A 24,928-nucleotide genomic window follows, 5' to 3' on the forward strand; every position below is an offset into this window, starting at 1 on the left:
CAGAGCATTCCAGCTCGGCAATTATTGCTTAATTGCCGAATCTCCAGTTGCAACTCTCATCATGCTCTTTCCCTTGCAGGATGAAAATAGATCAAGTGACTCCAGATACACACTAGAGCTGACCTGCAATAGACCTAACATGCTATGAAAGATATTATCGTGGCTAAACTCATTTTGCTCTGCGTTTTTTGTTAGACACTTAGTATCAACTTTCATTGGCTCGGCAAACCAAGTTAACAAGGGTACATGTTTTTGCGATTCCGGTGCCAATGCATAAGGAAAACCATGTAAATATGCCCCGTTTTCACCAAGCGACTCACCATGATCAGAGACATATAACATTGCCGATTCAGTGTTAATCGGTAATCCACTTAGCTTATCTATCACCTTTGAGATCACCCAATCGGTATAAGCGATGGTATTATCGTAAGTATTAATTAACGTCGCTGTACTGCAATTTTGGATATCACTGCGTGGGCAATCATCTTTAAATATACGTTGATTATCAGGATAACGCTTATAATAAGTAGGACCATGAGACCCCATCATATGCAACACTATCAAAGTAGTATTAGCCGTTAGATTTTGCAATTTATTCTCTAGTGGAGCCAGTAATGCTTCATCGAAACAGTAATCACCATCACACAGTGGCGAGTCTGATTTAACGTCGATGGTCACTGTTGGTACTCGCTCACATACCCCTTTACAGCCATTATTATCCACCCACAACACATCAACTCCAGCCAGTAAGACTAAGTCGAGTAAATTTTGCTGTGAGTTCGCTTTATTGTGATCGTATTCCTCTCGGCTTAATGCAGAAAACATACAGGGAATTGACACCGCAGTTGCAGTACCACAGGAATACATGTTTTTGAATGAGGTCACCGGTTGCACTTGAGTGTACGGGTTAGTTTGTTTTGAATAACCATTATGTGAAAAGTGATCTGCCCTCGCCGTTTCGCCCACTAGCATCACAAGAACCCGCTTAGCTCCAGCATGTTGATTATGCAGTTTTGGCTCACTATCTAGTAACTTAAATTCAAGTGGGGTCGAAAAATAATGGTCGCGTGCATATTTACCTGTTGCGACTAGATATTGAAAGGGGATAGAGGACTTCTGCAGAAATTTATTATTGCGCCCAACAGAGGCGTAATTGGGATAATACAAGTAAGCAATCATCACTATAGTAACGAGACTGATGAGGCTCAGCTTTACACTATGGGCCACATTTCTACCCATCGACAAATAATGGACGTCACTACGAGCAATCAAAATGGCTGGTAATAACCCACTCAGCAAGAAGAACAGCACCGAATACTGATTGAGGTACATCATGGCTTCTGAGCTATGGCTCTGCAATGAGTTTTGTACCATACCGTAATCAAACACTACACCATAAGTTTGCCTGCTATAAAACGCTAATGAAGATAGCAGTAGCAACGTAATAAGCACTGGCTTTAACAAGTATCGATGACCGCCTAAGCTAAGCAGATTGATAACCTGTATGCATAGACAAAAAACCAGTAGAGGTATGCTATATAAGAAACCGAGATTATATTCAGGCAGCGCTGTTACAACAGCCCAAACTTCTTTTAAAAATGGAAAGTTAAATACTAAGGTAAAATATAATGCAGTAATACAAACCAGCTGATTAACGCTAATATTACTCAGTAAATAATACAAAGGATTAATATGTTCTTCTCGACTCTTCATACAGAAATAAAACACCGTAATGGCTAAAGAGGCTAGGCTATCACTGAGCTCAATTCTGTAGTGTAACCAAGTGTAACCCGCAAGTAAGCAGATGTAAGCGCAGAATGGTAATCGCTCTGGTAAAATACCATGGTCCAAAGAGTATGATGAGTGGAGCTGATTTCAGTCCAGCATCCAGCTAGGCAAAGACTTTAACTAGCAGCTGTTTTTATCAATTCAATAAATACCTGACCAGTTCAAAGCTATTTAGATCTTGTAATTTAAGCTAGGTTGTTGAATAAATTCAGCAACACTTATAAGTCAAGTTCACCAAATGAGCCGACTCACTCCCCTTTGTAAGTTAACCAAAAAATAATCTACGTTGTTCATTAATTTTTAACCCATGCTCAATCATTCTCCCCTATATTAAAAATGCCCAACCAGAGAGTGATATCGATTTAAATCATGAAAGCCGCAAAATAAAGGTATTGTTTAACTTGTCCAGACTAAACACTAAAAGCAGAAAAGCAGAAAAGCAGAAAAGCAGAAAAGCAGAAAAGCAGAAAAGCAGCAAGTCTGATAGCAAGCTTTATAGGTTCAATATAAATTCGATTTAAAATATTTTGACGATGACTTTGTTCTATTTTTAAATGAACATTCCATTATTCTTATGAGAAAAAAAGGCCAAGTCATTGCTGAACTCGGCCTTTAAAACGAGATAAACAGTAATGCTATCGCTTAGCTTGCAGCAACACCTTTAGGGTTATCACCGTAGCTGTTTTCATCGTGACTGTCTTGTACATAGAAAACTATCAATACGATAAGACCAATCAGAGGAATAATCCCAATCAACTGCCACCAGCCACTTCTGCCAGTATCATGAAGTCGCCTCGCGCCGATACTTAGCGAAGGGATGAGTAATCCAAGCGAGAAGATAAATGTTAGCACGCCAAGACCCAGTAAAGAGTCAATAATACCCAGTAGGAAACTAAAAATCATATAAAACAAAATAAACATCCAGAATTCAGTTCGTCTTGCGCGCCCTGAAAAATCTGCGTACTTCTTTAAAGCTCCAATAAAATAATCCATTATTGTGGACTTTCCTTGTTGTTATAAATTTCTACACTCAATATTGAGCAAATACGTATATCACAATATCTCATAAAACGACCAAAGCCATCCAAACGGGTCACGGTAAGACTCTTTGCAGTCCACAACACCCGTTTTAAAACACTTGAATTGCCGCGAACTGCCATTAATGGTGATAAGCAAAAAATAAAATGCCTAATTCCACTTTAATCAGCAACAACGCTGACGCCACAAATGCTCACTCTAGAGATTACAAATACGTTAAATTAAATCACGTTAATTAACAAGCTCTTAAACTAAATAATCAAGCCTGTCTTTGGATATTATTTAATACCATTACAGTTAAAAAAATTTTCACGCTAACACTGTGTCAATACTGTACTCATCACAGCAAATGTGACACATGCTATATATCTCTAATATTAAAGCTTATTTCAGTTAAAACATTTGCGTTTATCGACTGTATTATTAGTGAAACTCAACAATTTTAACGAATGTCGAAATGGGTAGGTGACATCACTTCAACAAGTGATAAAATGGCGCCCATTCAACTCAATTTCGGACACTCGGTAATGCGCGTAAGCAAGTACCTGCTATCAACTCAAAAAGAAACACCGGCTAATGCAGAAGTAGTTAGTCACCAGTTAATGTTACGTGCGGGCATGGTCCGTCGTAATGCATCAGGCTTATACAGCTGGTTGCCGACAGGTTTACGTGTACTGCGTAAAATTGAAGCTATCGTTCGCGAAGAGATGAACAAGGCCGGTTCGGTTGAGATCCTTATGCCTATGGTTCAACCTGCGGATCTTTGGGTTGAATCTGGTCGCTTAGAAAAGTTTGGCCCCGAGCTACTGCGCTTCCAAGACCGTCATAACCGTGACTTCGTTTTGGGCCCAACTCACGAAGAAGTGATCACTGATATCGTGCGTAAAGAGGTTAACTCTTACAAGCAACTGCCCCTGAACTTGTTCCAAATTCAGACTAAATTCCGTGACGAAGTTCGTCCACGCTTTGGTGTGATGCGTTCACGCGAATTCTTGATGAAAGACGCTTATTCTTTCCATTTAGATCAAGAAACCATGGACGAGACTTATGAGTCTATGTTCCAAGCGTATAGCAACATTTTGACCCGCTTAGGCTTAGCTTTCCGCCCTGTAATGGCTGACACTGGCGCCATCGGTGGCAGCACATCACATGAGTTCCATGTTTTGGCTAATAGTGGTGAAGACTTAATCGCATACTCAACTGAGAGCGATTACGCAGCCAACGTTGAAAAATGTGAAACACCAATACCAACAGACACTCGTCAAGTAGCCACCAATGAGATGACGCTTGTAGACACTCCGAATGCTAAAACCATTACCGAGCTCGTTGAACAACACGGCATTGCGATTGAGAAAACAGTTAAAACACTTATCGTTAAAGGCGCAACAGAAGAAGCGCCGTTAGTGGCGGTTGTTGTTCGTGGCGATCATGATTTAAACGAAGTCAAAGCTGAAAAGATTGATGCGGTACTGGCTCCATTTGAATTTGCCGATGAAGCTGATATCCGTAAAGCGATTGGCGCAGGTCCTGGTTCTATTGGGCCTGTAGGTCTTAATATTCCAGTATTTATCGACCACAGCGTCGCAGTAATGAGTGACTTTGGCGCCGGTGCTAACCAAGATAATAAGCATTACTTTGGTATCAACTGGGAACGTGATCTACCAGAGGCACCAGCATTTGATCTGCGTAATATCATCGAAGGTGAACCTAGCCCATGTGGTAAAGGCACTATTGCCCTGCTTCGTGGTATCGAAGTCGGCCATATCTTCCAGTTGGGCAACAACTACTCTGAAGCGATGCACGCTAACGTACTCGACCACAATGGTAAGTCTAAGACCTTACTAATGGGTTGTTACGGTGTTGGCGTGAGCCGCATGGTTGCAGCAGCTATTGAGCAAAACCACGATGATCGCGGTATTATTTGGCCAGAAGCTATTGCACCGTTCTCCGTCGGTATTTTACCAATGAACATGCACAAATCTCACCGTGTTAAAGATAGCGCTGAAAAGCTTTATCAAGACTTAACCGACGCAGGTATAGAAGTCTTGTTTGATGACCGTAAAGAGCGTGCGGGTGTGATGTTTGCTGATATGGAACTGATTGGCTTGCCAAATGTGGTTGTTATCGGCGACCGTAACATTGATAACGGTGTATTCGAGTATAAAAATCGTCGTACTGGTGAGAAGCAAGAAGTGCCATTCGAGCAAATTGTTGAGTTCTTAAAAGCGCAACAAGCTTAAGCTTTCTCTCATTAAGTTAGGGTAATTTAGCTTATGTTCATTTAGCTACCTCAATTTGAAATAGCTAAACTAGCGACAGTAGAACGCCGATGATGATTCATCGGCGTTTTTGTTTCTGCAGTGCCTTCAAACCATTAACGTTGATCTTCAATCACAATACCGTCGTCCAGCATACTGCCTATAGCGACTAAGCTAACGTCGCTAGAGAGTTGTGTCACCGCGCGAATCGATTGTTGAATCGCCACAATGTCAATGTTAAGCCGTACATTATCATCCACTTCGCACAGCAGGCACATCTTGTCATTGTCATTTTCACTGCAGACCACCAGTCTCACACGCTTGATGGCACTATGATAAAGCCGGACTCGTTCAACCTGCTCAGGATGTATAAACAAGCCTTTGACTTTAGTGGTTTGGTCGGCGCGCCCAAGCCAGCCCTTGATCCGCATATTGGTGCGGCCACAGTCACTTGGGCTGTCTAACTGCGCACTTAGATCGCCAGTCGCAAAACGAATTAATGGATAGTTTGGGTTAAAACTGGTGATCACCACCTCTCCCACTTCACCTCGTTTGACTGCCGCTAAACTGCCCGGCCTGACAATTTCCAAAATAATATCTTCAGCCACGACTAAACCCGCATCAGCAACACTCTCAAAGGCAATTAAGCCAATATCAGCGGTGGCATACGCCTGTTTAACCTCAATATCAGCCTCGTCAAAAACGGCTTTAAGCGCGGGAGTCAGCGCCTCCCCAGTCACTAACGCTTTACTAAAAGGCAATGGTCCTTGCTGCTGAAGCTTAGCTTTATCTAGCAATATTTTAAGAAATGAAGGCGTGCCGCAGTAACTGTTAGGTTGTAAATTATGAATGATATCGAGCTGCATTTCGGTCTGCCCAGGGCCTGCGGGGATCACACTACAACCGCAGGCTTTAGCACCAGAGTCCATAATAAACCCACCGGGTGTAAGATGATAAGACAAACAGTTTTGTACCAAATCACCCGCCCTAAACCCTGCAGCAAAAAATGCTTGCCCCATGCGCCACCAATCGTGGCCATCGGCTTCCGGCTCATAGATTGGCCCTGGCGACTGAAAGACCCTCCCCACGCCACTCATATTCGGTACCATACCCGCAAACGGCATATTTGCCGCTTGAAGCTTAATCAAATCTGACTTTCGAGTGATCGGCAGCGCAGCCAGTGCTGAGCGAGAGTTGATTTGGCTTAGGTCGATATTAGCTAACACGCGGTGATAATAATCAGATGACTCCTGAGCAAAACATAAAAAATCGCTCAAGCGAGACATTAACGTCGCTTCTCTTAGCGTCGCAGCTTGTTGTTCTTGTGCACTAAAAAATGACATGGGTATCGCTCCTTATTACAACCAGCGTTTACGGCGCTTATAAGATTTCAAGTTTTTAAAACTCTTACGCTTTTCTTTGCCGCCACCAAGATAAAACTCTTTCACATCTTCATTATTCAATAGCTGCTCATTGGATCCATCTAGCACTATTTTTCCTGACTCCATGATGTAGCCATAATTTGCCGCCTTTAGCGCATAGTTAGCATTTTGCTCCACCAGCAACATGGTGATCCCTTGGTCACGGTTAATCTTTTCAATAATGCCAAAAACCTCTTTAACCAGTAACGGTGACAACCCCATAGACGGTTCGTCTAAACAGATCATCTTAGGTCGTGCCATTAATGCGCGCCCAATTGCTAGCATTTGCTGTTCACCGCCAGACAAATATCCCGCTAACCCAGTGCGCTCTTTAAGACGAGGGAAATAGTTATACACCATGTCTATATCTTGATTCACCTGACTATCTTTACGGGTATATGCGCCAAGTTTTAGATTTTCAATAACACTCATGTCCTCGATGATCCGGCGCCCTTCCATCACTTGGAAAAGTCCGGAACGAACAACATCCTCAGCATTTTTGACATCAATACGCTCACCCATAAAATGGATATCACCGCGTGATACTTCACCATTTTCGGTCTTGAGTAGGCCAGAAATCGCTTTCAAGGTTGTCGATTTTCCCGCACCGTTAGGCCCTAATAGGGTCACAATTTCACCTTGAGGAACATCGATGCTAACGCCACGTAGTACTTGAATAACATCGTCATAAACCACTTCAATGTTATTAATCGATAAAAGAGGACTTTCAGGCTTTAACTGCACAGCTTGTGTCATAACAACTCCAACTTTCAATGTTATTGCCTAGCAAGAAAATACTGACTTGCTAGGCAAATAAACGAACTTCACGATCGGTTCAGGCTTAGTATCCTAACCAGTCAACACGGCGTTCTAGCGTTATCTGATCTACTTTTTCAACTTGTATATCGCCACCATTAAAGTTGCCTTTATAGATGTTAACTTGGTTAATACCACGGTGATCCTCAGGGGTCCATGTCGCGGGTAAACACACCCCTTCGAGCCCTTTAGGTACCCAGTTTTTACGCACATACATGCCCTTTTTGATATTCTCACCCGTGACACCACCGTTGGCTTTAGCCCACTCCATAGACTCTTTCATAAAGTAAACTGAGCACACACCGCGGATATAGTGATGTAGCCGTTCTTTATTCCCCTCACTGTCAGACATCTTTGAAATCTCGCGTACCAGTTTCATTCCCGGTACATCATCAGTCCAAAATGGCGTCATAGTGGGGAATATATAGTTTTTAACGCCCTCTCCCGCCGCTTTAAAGACTAATTTGTCGCCGCCCCAGATATTCGACATAAACTGAATATCGGTGCCTACGGTGTTACATGACTTAATCAGTGATTGCACTGAACCGCCTAAGTTACCGATATAGCCATAGTTTGTTTGAGAGCTTTTAAGGCTTAAACACTGGGCCTTAAAGTCACCCGGTTTCATTGAAATAACCACCGAAGGCTGAACATCAAAACCTAATTCTGTTGCATATTCAGCGCAGGCCGCTTTGGGGGCGTTAGGAAATGGATGGTTAGCGCCAATATGAGTAAACTTAGGCTTACCTTCACCGCCTTTAGCTTTCCAGTCATCGGCAGCCCACTGCACTAGTCCACGACAAGAATCTGAGTAAGATGCACCATAGAAAAAGTTATAAGGTGCTGGCTTTTTAGTGTTGGGATTCTTGCCCTGAGGATCAGTTAAGTGGCCAGAATAGGATGCAGAAAAAATAGGGGTTTTATCTTTCGCTGCAAAAGAGATCAGCGCCTCGGTATCTGCGGTGCCCCAGCCTTGCATGGCCACCATATTTTTACGTGATTGCCACTTTTTATAAGAGGCTATCGCTTGAGGCACTTTGTAGCCGTAATCAATGGTTTCATACTCAAGCTTGGTGCCATCAATACCGCCATGGGCATTAATATAAGCGAGTGAATCTCGCACTCCGTCGGCATAGGGCTTACCCACAAACGCGGTAGGACCTGACATATCAGCTAAGTGGCCAACAAAAATAGTCTCTTCTGCGTGCGCTAAACCACTGGCTGTTGTGGCTAAACAAGCAAGGCTTGAGCCCAGCGCCCACTTTAAGTATTTCACTTTATTCAATCCGTTATTATTAGTATGGTTATGCATAGTTATGATCCTTCAAATGTTCAGTCAAAGTTGAAAGCTGTATACCGCTGCTGTTACAGCTCGAAAAAAATCAGTAAGCAAACGGGTAAAATTTCCAATAGTTCTTAATCTGCGCCCAGCGATGAGCAAGCCCCTCTGGTTCGAAAATCAAAAACAGAATGATGACCAATCCAATCGCCATCTCTTTGATATACGCTAAGCCGTCGGTCACCATGGGAATATTGCCCCAGTCGGTGTACTTCATCAGACTGACCATGGTTTCAAGCACTTCAGGCAGTAACACCATAAACACCACGCCCATTAATGTGCCCTTAATCGAGCCCAGCCCACCAATAATCACCATGGCTAGAAACTGAATCGACATTAAGATAGTGAAGCCCTCTGCGGAGACATAGCCCAAGTAGTGCCCGTATAATGCGCCGCCAATACCAGCATAAAATGAGGAGATCCCAAAAGATAACAAGCGATACTTGTTGAGCTTAACCCCCATTATTTCGGCTGAAAGGTAGTGATCACGTACCGCAACAAAAGCGCGCCCGTCTCGGCTACGCATCAGATTGCAGCCCCAGGTGTACATAAACACCAAGGCAAATAGTGCGATGTAGAAAAAGCTCTGATCGGTATCAAACTCAAACCCAAACAGATTGACCGGTGCAGCCATCGAGCCTGAAGAACCGCCAGAGAACCAATCTGCTCGAGCAAAAAAGTCTTCAATGATAAACTGAGCCGCTAAGGTGGCTATCGCCAAATACAGCCCCTTAATCCGCGCAGCTGGCATACCAAACATCATGCCAACGGCCATGGTCAGAAAGCCCGCTAAAGGGATACAAAGCACCACTGGGATTTGAAAACTGGTATTTAACCAGGCTGAGGCAAATGCACCAAAGCCAAAAAATGCGCCATGGCCCAGTGAGATCTGTCCGGTAAAACCGACCAGTATATTGAGCCCTAACGCCGCAATACCAAGATAAGATATTTGGATAAACAGGGTTAAAAAGTAACCATCAAGCACCAAGGGGGCACCACAGGCAATGGCGATGACTGCAATCATCAGCAGCCGAACGGTTTTGGTTTCAAATATTGTATTGTCGGCTTTATAGCTTGTGCGGAAATCACCACACGGTCGCATCGCTAAGCTAGACATAAAAACTCCTTAAAAAATCTGATAAACATAACTTAAATGCGCTCGATATTACGGGTACCAAACAGGCCGTAGGGTTTAAACCAGAGAATGATCAACAGCACATAAAATGGAGCAATGTCATACATATTGCCGATATGCAGATACTGACTGTCGAAAAACTCGGCCACGTTCTCAAGTACGCCAATCATGATCCCCCCCACAATGGCCCCAACAATCGAATCGAGGCCGCCCAAGATGACGGCTGGAAATACTTTGATACCAATAGAGGAGAGTGAATCTGAGACACCGTTGACCATGCCGATCACAACACCTGCGGTAGCAGACACCGTGGCTGCTATTCCCCAACTCATGGCAAAGACTTGTTTAACGGATATACCTAAGCTCTGGGCCACTTGCTGGTCAAACGCCGTAGCCCGCATGGCTAAACCGTGCTTAGAATATTTAAAAAACAAGAAAAAACTGACCATGATAATGAGTGCAATCACGGTACTCATTAGGTAAGCCAGCTCGACATTAAGCCCAAATATAGCAATAGATTGGGTATCAAAAACTTTTGGATAACTCTGTGGTGACACACCAAAGATCCACTTAGTTAGCGACTGGAAGAAGATGGATAAACCTATGGTCACCATGATCACCGAGATAATAGGTTCACCAATCATCGGACGCAGGACAATCATCTGCAAAAACACACCGAACACCCCCATAAAGCAGAGCGTGAGGAAAAAGCCTAAAAAGAAAGGCAGTTCCAAATAGACTAATAATGCCCAACATACCCACGCCCCTATCAGCAAGAACTCGCCTTGAGCGAAGTTAACTATCTGCGTCGATTTATACACCAGCACAAAACACATCCCCACCACACCGTATAACAAACCGACAATCAGTCCATTGATGATTAGCTGCAGTAACAGTTCAAAATTCATGAGGCTCTCCTTTGAGAAAGATCAGTGTCTAACGTCGCATCAGCTTCAATAACGGTAGCTACCTTTAGCTGCGTTTGAATACGAGATTTACTGCCATCTTGGAAGGTAATCACAGTATCAATATCGACATGGGACTTATCGCTATAGATGGACTCGATAATGTCAGCGTATTTTTCAGCAATAACGCCACGACGAACTTTACGAGTACGAGTAAGTTCGCCATCATCGGCATCAAGTTCTTTATACAGTAATATGAATTTATTGATTTTTTGTGCATCTGGCAGCGACTGGTTAACAATTTCAATCTCTTTAGTGAGCTGCTCATACACCTCAGGTAAACTCGATAAATTGGTATAGTTGGTAAATGCCAGCCCTTGCTGTTCTGCCCATTTTGAAACGATGCTAAATCGGATACACAAGATGGCAGAAAGGAAGGGTTTGTCTTTACCAAGAATGACCGCTTCACCGATAAATGAAGAGAATTTTAATTTGTTTTCAATGTATTGCGGGGAGTACTGGATCCCTTGACTGGTTTTGGCCAAATCTTTGATCCGGTCAATCACCACCAAATGCCCAGAAGGTTTGAAATAACCAGCGTCTCCGGTGTGCATCCAACCCTCTTTAACATCTTCGTCATAGGCGGCTTGGTCGCCCAAATAGCCATTGAACATACCCACCGTCTTGGCGATAACTTCACCCACACCTTCGCTATCGGTATTGATCACCTGCAATTGCGCGGTATCGAATGCTACGCCTACGCTGTCATAATCAACATCATCCTGATGATGAATGGTATATGCACCGCACATCTCAGTTTGGCCATATAGCTGGCGCAGTGGCACGCCAATACTCTGGAAGAATTTAAAGGTATCGGGTCCCATTGCTGCGCCACCCGTTGCCGCAGACTTTAGAAATGAGAAGCCTAATCTATCGCGCAATGCTTTCATTAAAATAAGATCAGCGAAGGTCGAGCGCTTCCCCTTAGCCAGTGCTGCTTCGGCGCGTTTGAGCGCAAATTCAAATAGCTTCTTTTTCAGCGGAGTGGAATCCATCATCCGCGCTTGAACGTCGGCTAAGATCCCTTCCCAAACTCGCGGTGCTAGCAGCACAAAGCTGGGACCTATCTCGCGTAGATCTGCCATCATGGTTTCCTGCTCTTCGACAAAATTAACGATTTGTCGTGCAATTAACGCCTGCCCAACCGCATAAACCTGCTCCATGATCCAAGGCAGTGGCAGTACCGACACATAGTTATCACCTGGTTTTCTAGGGTCAGCGCGTAAATATGAGCAGCAATGCTCGATAAACTTACTGCCTTGCAGCAATACTATTTTGGGCTTTGAAGTGGTACCTGAAGTGGTGCAATAAATAGCGATATTCTCAGGTTTCCCTGCATCGACTAGCTTGTCGTAACCTTGTGGGTTTTGCTTATCTAGCTTTCGCCCTGTCTTATATATGTCTTCGATGCTGATTAATCGTGGGTCGTTATATTTGCGCATGCCTCTTGGGTCGCAATAAACAATATGTTTTACCGTCGGAATTTGATCGCCAAGCTCAAGTAATTTGTCGCATTGCTCTTCATCTTCAGCGATCACGACTTGCGCATTGCTGCGATTAAGTAGGTATGCCACCTCTTCATGCATTGAGTCTTGATAGATCCCAAGCGAATAACAACTCAGTGCATGGGCTGCAACTTCTCCCCATACCCATTCAGGTCTGTTATCACCGAGTAACGCAATCGTCGCTTCAGCTTCAATACCTAAATGGCGAATGGTCAGTGACAGCCACTTCACGCGGTTGTGATAATCGAGCCAGCTAAATTCGCTCCAAATACCAAACTCTTTCTCGCGCATGGCAATATCATCACCCCACAAAGTGGCGTTATGGCGTAATATCTTTGGAAAGGTATCCATGTCCCCCATATCGAAGCGATTTGCCGATGATTTATTGTCCGTTTTCATTAGCCCACCTCTTGTAATTGCTCGTTATCATCTAAGCCTAAATAAGCCTGTCTAACGTGCTCATTAGCCATCACTTCATCGGGTAAACCACTCACGAGTTTCTTACCAAAGTCGAGTACCATCACTTGATGTGAAATATCCATAACCACCCCCATGTCATGCTCAATCATCACAACGGTAATGCCGAACTCCTCGTTGAGATCCAAGATATAGCGCGCCATATCCTCTTTCTCTTCTAGGTTCATGCCCGCCATGGGCTCGTCTAATAAAATAAGCTTGGGATTAAGCGCTATTGCACGAGCTAATTCGACGCGCTTGCGCAGGCCATAAGACAAGGTTCCAGCAACGGATTTACGCACGTGGGAGATATCAAGAAAATCAATTATTTCTTCCACTTGACGGCGATGTTTGAGTTCCTCTTTTTGAGCGGGTGAAGCCCAATAAAGTGGCCCGGTTAACCAGTTATTTTTCATCTGGTGATGTCGGCCAACCATAATGTTATCGAGTACCGACATATGGCCAAATAGCGCGAGATTTTGAAAGGTACGGCCTATTCCCAAATCGGCGCGATCATTTGGGCGTAAATGGGTCACTTCTTGGTGATCAAATTGAATGCTGCCCTGATAAGGACGGTATCGACCTGAGATGCAGTTAAGCATTGAGGTCTTGCCAGCACCATTAGGACCAATAATTGAGAATACAGCCCCTTTCTCAACTTCGAAGCTAACGTCGGTTAATGCTTTAACACCACCAAACGCCAGAGAGATTTGATCAACTTTTAATATTTTATCTGTCACACCCATACTCCTTTAAACTGCAGATATCGCTTTTTCGCTATGCTCAAACCAGGTTGAGCATTAGCGTTAAACGACTGTCATGGGTAACCAATCACGGGATTTACAAGCGATGCTATGCAAAAAAACGACGGCAGAAACGTTATCTCAACTGCCATCAAAGGTTAAAGTGCGTAGCGGAATGAAAGCTGAGCGTAGTCAGAGTCGACATCTTGGTCGCCAATTTCAAAATTACCGACTTCAAAACCAATGGCCAAATGAGGAGTCAAGTTTTGGAATAAATTGACGCTCCACTGACTGCGCTCCGCATTGCCTATGTCAGTTTCAACACGGCCATATAGCGCAGTACTTCTTAAGGTATCGGTCCAGTAATGGCGGTATGCCGCCAAATAAGAGGTGGTATTTTCAACCTCTTCTCCGACTAAATCTCTGGCAACACCAATACCTACATAACGACCAACTTCACCTTGATGGAATTGAAAACGCAGGTCATCTTTACCGAATGTTTTGATCCGCCCGGCGATAGAGCCACCGAGGGCTGTTTCACTATTTCCTAAGTCGGTATTGAGACTGCGGCCGAGGGCCGATATCGAGATGTCCCCCCAATCACCTTTAAGGTTATAACGCGCAACGACATCGGGTAGATCATCATTAGTGGTATCGCCACCAACGCTTTCTGGGTTTTCTATAGAAAATTGGAAATTACCAATGTCGTAACGGATCTGCCCTTGACGAATAAAGGCTAGGCCCACAGTTGCACCGGCAAAATCGGCAGACTCAGGAATGGCACTGGTGTTCATAAAGGTGGTCCAAGTCTGGCCCGCTGTTATCCCTTCATATTTAATAAATGCGTGACGTATTCTTGGGTTTGCGGAGTTAGATACCACCTGATTACCACCACCACCGAGAAAGTCCATTTCAATAAAGCCCATCACGTCGCCATGAACATATTTGGTGTTAAAACGTGTTTCGTTGGCAAAGATGCGAAATTGAGATGCACTCTCTTCAAGTGGGGCACCGGTACCAATCCAAAAGTCACGATAAGCAACATCACCACTGACATAACGAGCATCAACTTTGATGTAGCCACCGAAGGTTAATTTGCCATCGTCACCGACGTCAAATTCATAACTTGCTGCGGCAGAACCCGCCAATAAACACAGTGAACCGGCTAACGTAATTTTTTTTATTTTTGAAATAAGCATCTTTTATCCCCTTTAATGTCTGCACTTAAGATGAAGAAATAAAAGGGTTTGCTCAATTGTGAAATGGTATTAGTGCAGGAGTCTTAATACGTTAGCTGTAATACGGGCGGATTAACCCGTGGGGATTAATACCGATAGATTAAGACTTAAGTCGATAGTCTTTGCCGACCTAATAGAGTCAAAATATGATATGTTAATTCCCATAACAATTAAGGGATTAAATAGCTATAAAGCTAACATTTCCCAATAAGAAGGTGTGGCTACAGCATGTTTCCTAATTGGCTATTGGTTACGATTAGTATTAGCTATATTGGTTTGCTTTTTTTGATGGCATTTCTGGGCGATAGGTACCGAGAAAAACTTTTTAAGCAGCAACATACCATCATTTATTCACTCTCTCTTGGTGTCTATTGTACCTCCTGGGGCTTTCTTGGCACTGCGGGTCAAGCCGCGAGTAATTCGTTCTCATATCTACCGGTTTATATCGCTCCCATTTTACTGTTTATGTTCGCTTGGCCTTTCATTCAGCGCATTATCAGAGTGTGTCTCAAATTAAATATTACCTCTATCGCGGATCTATTAGCGGCACGATTTGGTAAGTCGCAACTGTTAGCGATAGTTGTCACCTTTGTCGCCCTATTTGGCACCTTGCCCTATATCGCCTTACAGCTAAAAGCGATTGTGAACTCCTATGAAATTTTAAGACAAGATCACCTATTATCGTCTTGGCAACTCGGCCTGGTTGTTAGCTTAATTCTGGCGGGGTTTACCATTATATTTGGCGTTAGGGCCATTGATGTCACCGAGCGTCACCCCGGAATGATGCTGGCTATCGCCTTTGAATCTTTCGTCAAGTTAATCGCCTATCTCACCATCGGTATTTTCGTGTCTTTCTTTCTATTTGATTCACCGCTGGACATTTGGCGTCAAGCCAATGAGGCTTCGCCGGTATCAACTGAGTTTACCTACCCCAATATGGTGTCGATGTTTGGGTTACTCTTTATCGTTATGTCAGCTTTTCTGTGTCTTCCGCGACAATTCCAAGTATTGATTGTTGAACTCAAAGAGCAAAAACATGCCATTTGGAGCCGCTGGACGTTTCCACTCTATATCTTAGTGTTTGCTTTCTTTGCCACTCCGTTAGGCCAAGCGGGCAATATCCTCTATGGTGACTCGCTGCAAAGTGATGCTTATGTATTGTTTCTCCCCGCCTTTAGTGGCCAAGCATGGCTCGGATTATTTAGTTTTCTAGGGGCAATATCAGCAGCAAGTTCTATGGTTATCATCTCAACCATTGCGTTGAGCACCATGCTGAGTAATGAGGTGGTTTTTCCGACACTTTTTAAAGTAAGTAATATACAGAGTACCGATTTTAATAAATTTAGATCCCACTTGCTTAACATTCGCAAAGGATTAATTCTATTAGTAATATTTTTAAGTTATGGCATGTTTCTGCTAGCACCACCCGATACGCTAGCATCATTGGGGGAGGTTGCATTTGGTGCTATCGCACAGATTGGCCCAGCCCTCTTCGCTGCCTTTTTATGGCGCAGAGTGACCCTTATTGGTGTACTTGCAGGCATCATCAGTGGTTTTTCACTCTGGTTAACACTCAATCTATTGCCACAACTGGGCCTCTACAACCATCCTTTTGCGGCAAGTGAATACTCCATGACGACAATGGCCACGTTGGTGGGGCTATTTGTCAATATCATTATGATATGGATAGTTTCTTCGTTTACTCGACAAAGTGTTCATGAGCAGATGCAAATCGCTCACTTTATTGAACGACCAGATCTGGGTAAGCTGCAATCCGCAGTCCCTAAGTATATCAACCCAACGGAGTTAGAGTTATTGGTCGCCCGCTTTGTCGGTAAAGATAAAGCCGCCCATGGTTTTCAAGCTTTTTACTCAAGCCAAGAGCAGCCTGTAATTGATAAAGCGGCTCACAACCAAACACTGATCTTCTATACCGAAAATATGCTCGCCAGTGTCATGGGATCGGCCTCTGCGCGCTTGGTGATCTCCTGTGCTCTCAATGGTCGCGGAATCGCGATTGAAGATGTGGCACAACTAGTTGAAGAGGCCTCTAGTCACCGCACAGAATTTAGTCGCTCAGTGCTGCACAGCGCAATAGAAAATGCCAGTGAAGGGATCTCTGTGATAGACAGAGAGCTCAACTTAGTCGCTTGGAATCAGCACTATTTAAAGCTCTTTAATTATCCAGAGGATCTCGTCTATATCGGCTGTCCAGTCAAACAGCTTATTAAATATAACCTGAGTCATGGCCAGCATTTTAAGCATGATTTAACGCAGCAAGTTGAACGTCGTTTAGCTTATCTACGTCAAGGGAGCCGCCACAGTACAGAGCGACTACAACCCGATGGTAAAACCATCAGGATTGAAGGTAACCCGATACCTGACGGCGGCTTTGTGATGATATTTTCCGATATCACCATGTATCGAGAAGCGGAGAAATTACTAAAAGAAAAGAACTTAGATCTTGAAGCCCGGGTCTATGAACGCACCAAAAAACTGGAGCAAGCAAATCTTAGTCTTGAGCATTCTAATCAAGAGCTAGCAGTCGCACTGCAAAAGGTTGAACAAGCACACCAAAAGAAAAGCCAATACCTCAAGGCGTGTAGTCACGATCTACTGCAACCATTATCAGCCGCAAGATTATTTTCCTCTGCGTTTGTTCAGAATGGTCAACTGTCGAATAAACAAAAACAACAAATGGGTTATATCGACAACTCATTACAGGTTGCCAATGAGCTGCTGCTGGACTTAAACGAAATTTCCCGTATAGAAAGTGGCATCATAGTCCCCGAAATTACCGAGTTTGCCTTGCAAGAGGTGATCGATTCGCTCGTCGATGAGTTTGGTGCTATTGCCGCAACGGAAGATGTAAAATTCAAGCATATTAACACCCAGATTTGGGTCAGCAGTGACAAGGTGCTGCTTAGGCGTATTTTGCAGAACCTCATCAGCAATGCATTTCGGTATGCGGGTAAAGGTAAAATTTTGCTTGGATATCGACGCATCGGAGACTGTATCTCGATTCAAGTCGTTGATGATGGGCCGGGGATCCCTGCAGAAAAACAAGCGGTCATTTTTGAACAATTTACTCGATTGCAGCACTCAGGACATGAAGGTGTTAATGGTCTCGGCTTAGGTCTAAATATTGCGCAGGGTTTAGCCTCTTTGCTATCGCATCAATTAGCACTGTCTTCGACAGTTAATCGCGGTAGCATATTCAGTCTTCAGTTAAAAACCGTTTTAGCAAAAGCAGAGTCCATCGTTAAAGCCCCTGCAGATATCCTTACTCTTAATGGCGTTCATGTACTGTGTGTCGATAATGACCCTAATGTATTAGCGGGGATGGTGGAGTTACTCCAAGGTTGGAAATGCCACGTTTATCAAGCGGCATCAGCGCTACAAGCAAAAGCACAATTTTCAAAACACGCTCATAAAATTGACATTGTATTGATGGACTATCAGCTTGAAGATAATCAAAATGGGTTAGATTTAATGGTCGAGTTGCAACATCAATCAGGCTTACCTATTGCCGCTATTTTGATCACAGCGACGATTGATGAAGCTGTGGTCAATAGAGCCAAGGAGCAAGGCTATGGTTATCTACGCAAGATAATTAAACCTATCGCTCTGCGTGCAGTGATGAGTGCCACGTTAGCAACAAGCTTACGGACAAACTATGCAGCATCCGCAACCACTCATTACAGCAGCGAAGAAGACAATTAAGCCGACATAGGTATGCCGGCTTAATTTGTAATAGAAGATCTTTCCAGCTTAATCTATTAAGCGGTTAGTGAGGTTTTATCGAGTTGCAGTTGACTCATGGCAATCACAGCTTGAGTGCGTGTATGCACCCCTAATTTTAAAAATATTGCACTGGCATGAGCTTTAATGGTGGCTTCTGAAAGCCCCAATTCATAAGCTATTTGTTTATTGAGTAGACCATCAGCAAACATCATTAATATACGATGTTGTCTCGGTGATAAGCTGATGATTTTACTTGTCATACTATCGGCTTCTATTGCTTCAACGTTACTGCAACCCGCAGGCATCCATTGTTGGCCTGCGAGTACTGCTTTAATGGCTTTGACCATCTGTTCAACTGAAGTCGATTTAGGAATAAACCCCGCCGCTCCAAATGACATGCTCTTACCTACCGTGACTTTATCTTCTTGCCCGGAAATCACAACGACCCCCATTTGGGAGTGACAATTACGGATATTGACTAAGGTATTAAAGCCATGAGCTTTTGGAATATTAAGATCGAGTAACAGTAGATCTGCATCTTGTTGCTTTAATAATTCATCGAGCTCTACAATCGTCTCAGCTTCAAATAATCTTACATTATCAAAGTGTGTGGTTAATATGTTGACCAGTGCTTGTCTAAATAATGGATGGTCATCAGCTATTATTATTTTTAGTGGCTGTAACATGTTTGATCCCTCATATGTTCATTTTTTCAGTCTACTCCATTGCCTTTTATTATCAACTTGCCACTATTCCTTTACCCTGCCAACAATTCTTGATTTAACACTTTAATTACAATTAGATAGTCTGATAAGCATATTTAAATCTCATCATTACACCGCAACAACATAGACTTATTAACTAGGTTAACGGTTAAATATTTATGCTAGATACCCTTTAAAAGCTGACTCATACCCTCATTGAAGTAGCGAAATGCACTCTTAATCACATAACAACAATGCTGTAATTCACCGTGGAGAAGTCAACGGCGGTGCTTTCACCTCTAGATAATGCTAAGAAACACCCATCAAACTTACGGCCAAAAAGAAGGTAAAAAGTCGCCGTAACACCTGACTAAGAGGGACCGACGCATCACGACTAAAAGAAACTGGCAGACTAATTTACGGGTAAAGCTTGTACATAAAGCAACTCTCACATATTCTAAATTCAGGGACCGTTTTTGAATAAGTTTTGTTTTTCAATTGATAGGGATCGCCAATTTGTCAGATAAAATTGCATTAGTATTAGGTGGTGGTGGCGCGAGAGCTGCGTATCAAATTGGTGTCCTCAAAGCTATCGTACAGTTTTACCCTCGTAATCACGGGATCCCCTTTAAAATTATCTGCGGTACATCGGCGGGCGCTATAAATGCCACCTCCATGGCTACTCATGCATCCTGTTTTCATTTGGGCGTTCGCAAACTCGAATGGGTTTGGCGTCATATTCATGCAGAGAAAGTCTATCAAGCTTCTATCGGCAGTGTATTAAGTCATTTGGGTAAAATGGCGCTTAAAGGCGTACAAAGTGATGGCGCCTCTCGTAGTGCTGGCAGCCTGTTTAACAGTGAACCACTACGTGGCTTGCTTAGCGACCTGATTAGTTTTGAGCGTATTGGTCGCAATATTAGTAGCGGAGCACTCGATGCCGTTAGCTTAGATACCTCTTGCTACGACACCTCTCGTTCGGTCACATTTTTTCAAGGTAATCCTCTTATAGAGGATTGGCAGCGGGCACGCCGCTGTGGTCAACGCACCCGTTTAAATACGGATCATCTATTGGCAAGTTCCGCTATTCCCTTAGTTTTCCCATCCGTAAGACTCAACCAAGAATATTATGGCGATGGCTCAGTTCACCAGCTAGCCCCCTTGAGCAGTCCGATTCATTTAGGGGCTAACAAAATTATGGTGATCAACTTAGAAAGCCCACATAAAGTGCAACCAAGAGAGCTTGAACACCACCCTAAAACAGCCACCATTGCCGGCCACCTGCTTGATACTATATTTTCAGATACATTGAACAGCGATTTGGAGCGGTTAGAACGGATCAATAGTACTTTGTCACTCATTCCGGAGGAAAGCCGTAAAGGTTTGCCCTTAAAACAGATCGAAACGCTAGTGATTAAACCGAGTGAGGACTTAAGCGCAATTGCCTCTCGTTATTTTCACGATATGCCCTTTGCTATCAAGATGATGATGAAGGCGTTAGGGATCAATGAGCACTCAGATTCAAGTATTGGATCTTATCTGTTATTTGAGCAGAGTTATTGTAGCGCGCTAATTGAACTGGGCTATGAAGATGCAATGTGCCAAATTGACGATATCAAAACGTTTTTTGATATTAAATAGCTTTAGCACTGTCATCTGATTTAGCAACCAACCGCTCGACATTCCCCTATGCTTCACAAAACGGTCCTAGGGGCTATATTAACTTTGAGACTAAACTGACGTTTGATGCTTAAGCAAGATAGTGTCTACGACACTTTGGCCCCAATGTTGGTAAATTTGAACCCCGGGATGAAACCCGTCGACAGCCATCAACTCGGGTTGAAGTTCAGCGCCAAAATCGAGCAATATGAACGGCGCCGTCGTTGCCAACTGAGTTAATTGTTGATTGAACTCATCACAACGCTTACCTAAAAACCAACGTAAAGGTTGCGGCAATGCAGGAAAACCGCCCATAGGCGGAACCTGCGTGAGTATTAATTGACGACACTTCACTGCAACGGTCAGGAACTCAACCAGTTCTAATTGTTTCCGCCGCCACTGCCGAGCAGAAATAGGACTAAGTACATCATTCACCCCGAGTGAGACCACCACAATGTCAAAGTCCAAAGCATGTTCATCATGCTTCTTTTTAAGCATTTTTAGCGTCTGTTCAGTGTTAGCCCCCGACTTTGCCAAGAGCTGCCAAGACACCTTAAAGTGAGCCGATAGTCCAGAGGTCACAGTGCCACTGAGCGCTTGCCGCTGCTTGCTAACACCAACGCCTGCTGCGGCAGAATCACCCAAGAGCAATAACGAAACCTCTGGTCCTGAGCCAAGTTCGCCAACGCGCATCCCTGCAGCCTCCGGTAGTTTAGGGGTGTTTTTTTTAACTAACCGACCTTGAATAAACATAAGCGGCAATAACAGAATAAATATAATGTTGTGCAAAAGTCATCTCCCAGACCGGTGCCTTAAAATCAGCCCTGCAGTAAATAGGCTTCGGCTTTCTCTATTCGTCTTGGTTTTCCAAGCAAAATAAGAATATCACCGGATTTTATCTGCCAGTCTAGCTCAGGGTTTTCCACTTCAGCACCTGCACGCCTAACGGCGCGGAGCTCAACTCGTAGTTTCTCCCATGGGATATCAGCTAATGTTTGCCCAACGGCATTCGCGCCTTTAGGTAATGCCACAGCATGCAGTAACTCCAGTGTAAAGTCTGTTTCTGCTCCTGAGAAAAAGCCATGCAAATATTGATAATGGTTACGACGTTCAGATTCCAAGCGCTTTAAAATTCGGGCTAGCGGCACGCCACATTGATACAGTACCTGTGAGACCAACATTAAGCTCCCTTCCAAGGTCTCAGGAATAACTTGGCTAGCACCTGCTTTTTCAAGCTCTTCCATGCCAGAATCATCACGAGTACGCACTAGAATTTTGGCCTCTGGTGCCAACTGACGACACAGCGGTAATACCTCTTCTAGAATACGTCCACTACTAAAGGTAATAACAATGAGTTTGGCGTGCCGTACATGTGCTTGTTTAAGGATACTGCGCTTACAGACATCACCAAAGTAGACGGGCTCGCCTGCGGTTCTGGCCTCCGAGACTCGTTTGGGATCTAAATCTAGTACGATATAAGGGATCGCTTCGGTTTTCATAAATCTAGCGATCGTTTGCCCAACACGCCCATAGCCTAGGATCAAAACAAGATCGTCAGCCGGATCAACATTAACCACAATAGGTTCACTTTTTTCAGGCTTAGGTTTAAGCCCTTGCAGTACTCTGGCAATATCGACACTGTGACGAACCAACCAAGGAGCAAGCGCCATAGATAACACGGCCACCATCACTAAAGTGGTACTCGTTTTAACGTCAAGCAACTGATAATTAACCGCTAATGCCAATACAACAAAACTAAATTCACCTACTTGCGCTAGGCTCAGCGCGGTCGATACTGAGACTCGAAATGACTCTTTAGCGAGCTTTAACAGTGCAAAGACGACTAAGGCTTTACCTAAAATCACAGTAATAAGCAATAAAATGATCTGCCACCAAAACTGCGCCACAAGCTGGAAGTCGAGCAACATACCGATTGAGATAAAAAACAGTCCCATCAGCAGATCTCTAAAAGGGCGAATATCGGCTTCTAGCTGCCGACGGTACTGGCTTTCACCCAACAACATACCGGCCATAAAGGCGCCTAGTGCCATCGATAAACCTAACCACTGGGTAATGGCGCCAGTAACTAATGCCACTACAAGAGTAGATAACACAAACAACTCGTTTGAACGAGAGCGCGCCACTTCATCAAATAGTCTTGGCAAAGCCCATTTGCCAAAGGCCATTAAAGCAATAAAGGCCAAAATACCTTTTAACAACGCGTAGGCGACATCAGTCAACAGTAATGGCGCACCATCGCTGGCTAAGAGCGGCAATAAAATCAACAAAGGTACTACGGCGATATCTTGAAACAACAGCACACTGACAGAAAGCTCACCATGACGGCGCCGCAGCCATCCTTGCTCATTGAGCAGTTTCAATACTATCGCAGTTGAAGATAACGCAATAGCAGAGCCTACTACTATAGATTCGGTCACACTCAAATTACACAATAAAGCAATGACTATACTCAATGCTGCCGTCACTATAACTTGAGCGCTACCCAAGCCAAATACGGTTCTACGCATCGCCCATAGTCGAGGGACTGAAAACTCCAGACCTAAGCTAAACATCAATAACACCACACCGAGTTCTGCCACTGATTGCATTTGATGTTGTGAAAACCAATGAAACCCGCTTGGACCACTAATAATCCCCGTCACCAAATAGGCCAAAATGGCAGGCAACCCAGCACGCCTAAGGATGGCGATAGAGACAATTGCTACAACCAGCATAAGCAATATTTGGATCAAAAAGCTGTGTTCCATACGTGTAATTCGCTCCTAGGGGGCTGTGATACTTTCGAGCTTTGTTTTTGTTCGGTTATTTATCATAAAGAATAATAGTTGTAGTACAAGGTAAAGCGTTAATAACAGTTCACTTGTGTCAAAGAAGAGAAGCATTAAAGCAACCCGAGGGCCGAGCTTGTTGGCTATTTTATGACGTCATGGCGAACAGTATTGAATAGTTAAGCCGCCTTACTCAAATAGCCTATAAACGGCACCAAAAACAACCATGAAGGATGAGTAACCTCTTGTCAAAATACTGTCACTGCAAAAAAGCTCTGCTAACAAAGAGAGTAACTTAATGACAACTAAAGATAAATAAAGACAAATATTATTAACGAATGTTTCGGCACAATTATTGCTTTATCTAAAATAGCTGATGCTGTTAATTAATTTGGAGTCGAGAACATGGAATTTGGCCTAGCGACCGAGTTTTTTCCTAACGAATATCGTGTACAAGCTGATGTTGAATCAGCCTACGCGTTAGATCTTGATCTCGTCAATATTATCCAGCAACTACACCAACACTTAGATCCGCGGACAGTCTTTGCCTGCTTCGGCAAAATCATGGGGCAATACTTGCCGCTTCACGGCGTGCAGCTCACTTATAAGCAATACCATTTTCATTGGGGACGTCAAGGTGGCTATTCAATTGAACAGCACCTCACGCTAGCTGACACCAGTGTGAAAGTTAACTATAACCTAAAAGCCACTTTGGTGCCGTCGCAGGCTCAGCGCTTAAACCAGCTACAAGGCTTGGTATTACAGCCGTTATTTAATGCTATTCAGTTCCAAGAAATATCCAAGCAAGCCATGTTTGATGCACTAACCAATTTAGGTAATCGCCACTATTACCTTGAGCAGATAAAGAAAGAGATCGCCCGTGCTCAGCGAACCCAGAGCGCTTTTTCTTTAGTGACCTTGGACCTTGATAACTTCAAACGGCTCAATGACCGCTACGGCCATCAACTTGGTGATGAGGCTCTTGTTGCCTTTGCAAAAATGCTAACAAATGTCATTAGAGATACTGACCAAGCCTTTCGAATTGGCGGTGATGAATTTACTATATTGGTTCAAGGGGATGCACAAGCCGCGGCAATTCTTTGTCAGAGAATTCTAATAGCACTAGAAGAGCATGCTGATTTAGCAGGCTACCAAGTCAAAACGAGCTTAGGTATTGCACAGTGGCGGCACAACGATACAGAGCAGAGTTTGTATCAAAAGTCTGATAGCGCTTTATATCAGGCAAAAGCGGCGGGGAGACAATGTTATAGTGTTTTTCAGCCCCAAGACTCATAAATTGCATCACTACTGCAACAATGGAGCATTAGCT

General features: G+C 43.7%; 17 protein-coding genes. 4 read left to right on the forward strand and 13 right to left on the reverse strand.

All coding sequences use genetic code 11. The annotated features are described in order from the left end of the window. Nucleotides 1-21 precede the first annotated feature (21 nt). Together CXF82_RS04375 and CXF82_RS04380 are read right to left on the reverse strand one after the other, a co-directional pair. Nucleotides 22-1,851, reverse strand: coding sequence for a phosphoethanolamine transferase (locus CXF82_RS04375; RefSeq protein WP_257982727.1), 1,830 nt, complete (start codon nt 1,849-1,851; stop codon nt 22-24). A gap of 579 nt (nt 1,852-2,430) precedes the next feature. Beyond that, entirely contained in the window at nt 2,431-2,781 is a 351-nt protein-coding gene (locus CXF82_RS04380; protein WP_101092779.1) for a DUF805 domain-containing protein, read from the reverse strand. A gap of 572 nt (nt 2,782-3,353) precedes the next feature. On the opposite strand from CXF82_RS04380, the gene CXF82_RS04385 reads away from it, so the two are divergent. Beyond that, complete coding sequence (locus CXF82_RS04385; RefSeq protein WP_102043728.1) at nt 3,354-5,066, forward strand: proline--tRNA ligase; 1,713 nt, start codon at nt 3,354-3,356, stop codon at nt 5,064-5,066. 134 nt (nt 5,067-5,200) lie between these two features. Here CXF82_RS04385 and CXF82_RS04390 read toward each other — a convergent pair whose 3' ends face one another. From CXF82_RS04390 to CXF82_RS04425, 8 genes are all read right to left on the reverse strand, one after another. After that, nucleotides 5,201-6,427 (reverse strand): phenylacetate--CoA ligase family protein, encoded by a 1,227-nt coding sequence (locus tag CXF82_RS04390; RefSeq protein WP_102043729.1) that lies wholly within the window; start codon nt 6,425-6,427, stop codon nt 5,201-5,203. A 15-nt stretch (nt 6,428-6,442) separates the two neighbouring features. Beyond that, on the reverse strand, nt 6,443-7,261 hold the full coding sequence (locus CXF82_RS04395) for an ABC transporter ATP-binding protein (protein WP_102039362.1): 819 nt from the start codon (nt 7,259-7,261) through the stop codon (nt 6,443-6,445). Between the two features lie 85 nt (nt 7,262-7,346). Beyond that, nucleotides 7,347-8,633: an ABC transporter substrate-binding protein gene (locus tag CXF82_RS04400; RefSeq protein ID WP_257982728.1), complete on the reverse strand. Its 1,287-nt coding sequence runs from the start codon at nt 8,631-8,633 to the stop codon at nt 7,347-7,349. A gap of 70 nt (nt 8,634-8,703) precedes the next feature. Next, nucleotides 8,704-9,777, reverse strand: coding sequence for a branched-chain amino acid ABC transporter permease (locus tag CXF82_RS04405; protein WP_101092769.1), 1,074 nt, complete (start codon nt 9,775-9,777; stop codon nt 8,704-8,706). A 32-nt stretch (nt 9,778-9,809) separates the two neighbouring features. Next, the gene (locus CXF82_RS04410; RefSeq protein ID WP_101092767.1) at nt 9,810-10,703 is read right to left on the reverse strand and encodes a branched-chain amino acid ABC transporter permease; all 894 of its coding nucleotides are present in this window, start codon (nt 10,701-10,703) and stop codon (nt 9,810-9,812) included. Further along, entirely contained in the window at nt 10,700-12,664 is a 1,965-nt protein-coding gene (locus tag CXF82_RS04415) for a long-chain fatty acid--CoA ligase (RefSeq protein WP_102043730.1), read from the reverse strand. Before CXF82_RS04415 ends, CXF82_RS04410 begins: the two co-directional genes overlap by 4 nt. After that, a complete protein-coding gene (locus CXF82_RS04420; protein ID WP_101092877.1) occupies nt 12,664-13,461 on the reverse strand; it encodes an ABC transporter ATP-binding protein in 798 nt (265 codons plus the stop codon). The genes CXF82_RS04415 and CXF82_RS04420 overlap by 1 nt, the downstream gene beginning before the upstream one ends. A gap of 161 nt (nt 13,462-13,622) precedes the next feature. Beyond that, a complete protein-coding gene (locus tag CXF82_RS04425; protein WP_102043731.1) occupies nt 13,623-14,663 on the reverse strand; it encodes a DcaP family trimeric outer membrane transporter in 1,041 nt (346 codons plus the stop codon). A 267-nt stretch (nt 14,664-14,930) separates the two neighbouring features. On the opposite strand from CXF82_RS04425, the gene CXF82_RS04430 reads away from it, so the two are divergent. Then, a complete protein-coding gene (locus tag CXF82_RS04430; protein ID WP_102043732.1) occupies nt 14,931-18,425 on the forward strand; it encodes a hybrid sensor histidine kinase/response regulator in 3,495 nt (1,164 codons plus the stop codon). Nucleotides 18,426-18,481: 56 nt separating this feature from the next. On the opposite strand, the gene CXF82_RS04435 is transcribed toward CXF82_RS04430, so the two are convergent. Further along, the gene (locus tag CXF82_RS04435) at nt 18,482-19,132 is read right to left on the reverse strand and encodes a response regulator (protein ID WP_101092760.1); all 651 of its coding nucleotides are present in this window, start codon (nt 19,130-19,132) and stop codon (nt 18,482-18,484) included. A gap of 534 nt (nt 19,133-19,666) precedes the next feature. Here CXF82_RS04435 and CXF82_RS04440 point away from each other — a divergent pair. After that, nucleotides 19,667-20,791, forward strand: a complete 1,125-nt coding sequence (locus CXF82_RS04440) for a patatin-like phospholipase family protein (protein ID WP_101092758.1) — start codon at nt 19,667-19,669, stop codon at nt 20,789-20,791. Nucleotides 20,792-20,881: 90 nt separating this feature from the next. Here the strand turns inward: CXF82_RS04440 and CXF82_RS04445 are convergent, their stop codons facing one another. Both CXF82_RS04445 and CXF82_RS04450 read right to left on the reverse strand, forming a co-directional pair. Next, complete coding sequence (locus CXF82_RS04445) at nt 20,882-21,598, reverse strand: SGNH/GDSL hydrolase family protein (RefSeq protein ID WP_257982729.1); 717 nt, start codon at nt 21,596-21,598, stop codon at nt 20,882-20,884. Nucleotides 21,599-21,627: 29 nt separating this feature from the next. Next, nucleotides 21,628-23,577 (reverse strand): monovalent cation:proton antiporter family protein, encoded by a 1,950-nt coding sequence (locus CXF82_RS04450; protein ID WP_101092756.1) that lies wholly within the window; start codon nt 23,575-23,577, stop codon nt 21,628-21,630. Nucleotides 23,578-24,003: 426 nt separating this feature from the next. Between CXF82_RS04450 and CXF82_RS04455 the strand changes: the two genes are divergently transcribed. After that, entirely contained in the window at nt 24,004-24,894 is an 891-nt protein-coding gene (locus tag CXF82_RS04455; protein ID WP_101092754.1) for a diguanylate cyclase DgcS, read from the forward strand. Nucleotides 24,895-24,928 lie beyond the last annotated feature (34 nt).

Origin of the sequence: Shewanella sp. GutDb-MelDb, assembly GCF_002836075.1 — a bacterium.
In the GTDB taxonomy this organism is placed as follows: Bacteria; Pseudomonadota; Gammaproteobacteria; order Enterobacterales; family Shewanellaceae; genus Shewanella.

What these genes read in the sequence shown, in the direction of transcription:
- CXF82_RS04390 (WP_102043729.1), bottom strand. Translation starts at nt 6,427, where the DNA reads ATGTCATTTTTTAGTGCACAAGAACAACAAGCTGCGACGCTAAGAGAA.
- CXF82_RS04450 (WP_101092756.1), bottom strand. Translation starts at nt 23,577, where the DNA reads ATGGAACACAGCTTTTTGATCCAAATATTGCTTATGCTGGTTGTAGCA.
- CXF82_RS04380 (WP_101092779.1), bottom strand. Translation starts at nt 2,781, where the DNA reads ATGGATTATTTTATTGGAGCTTTAAAGAAGTACGCAGATTTTTCAGGG.
- CXF82_RS04430 (WP_102043732.1), top strand. Translation starts at nt 14,931, where the DNA reads ATGTTTCCTAATTGGCTATTGGTTACGATTAGTATTAGCTATATTGGT.
- CXF82_RS04435 (WP_101092760.1), bottom strand. Translation starts at nt 19,132, where the DNA reads ATGTTACAGCCACTAAAAATAATAATAGCTGATGACCATCCATTATTT.
- CXF82_RS04405 (WP_101092769.1), bottom strand. Translation starts at nt 9,777, where the DNA reads ATGTCTAGCTTAGCGATGCGACCGTGTGGTGATTTCCGCACAAGCTAT.
- CXF82_RS04385 (WP_102043728.1), top strand. Translation starts at nt 3,354, where the DNA reads ATGCGCGTAAGCAAGTACCTGCTATCAACTCAAAAAGAAACACCGGCT.
- CXF82_RS04415 (WP_102043730.1), bottom strand. Translation starts at nt 12,664, where the DNA reads ATGAAAACGGACAATAAATCATCGGCAAATCGCTTCGATATGGGGGAC.
- CXF82_RS04400 (WP_257982728.1), bottom strand. Translation starts at nt 8,633, where the DNA reads ATGCATAACCATACTAATAATAACGGATTGAATAAAGTGAAATACTTA.
- CXF82_RS04425 (WP_102043731.1), bottom strand. Translation starts at nt 14,663, where the DNA reads ATGCTTATTTCAAAAATAAAAAAAATTACGTTAGCCGGTTCACTGTGT.
- CXF82_RS04395 (WP_102039362.1), bottom strand. Translation starts at nt 7,261, where the DNA reads ATGACACAAGCTGTGCAGTTAAAGCCTGAAAGTCCTCTTTTATCGATT.
- CXF82_RS04455 (WP_101092754.1), top strand. Translation starts at nt 24,004, where the DNA reads ATGGAATTTGGCCTAGCGACCGAGTTTTTTCCTAACGAATATCGTGTA.
- CXF82_RS04410 (WP_101092767.1), bottom strand. Translation starts at nt 10,703, where the DNA reads ATGAATTTTGAACTGTTACTGCAGCTAATCATCAATGGACTGATTGTC.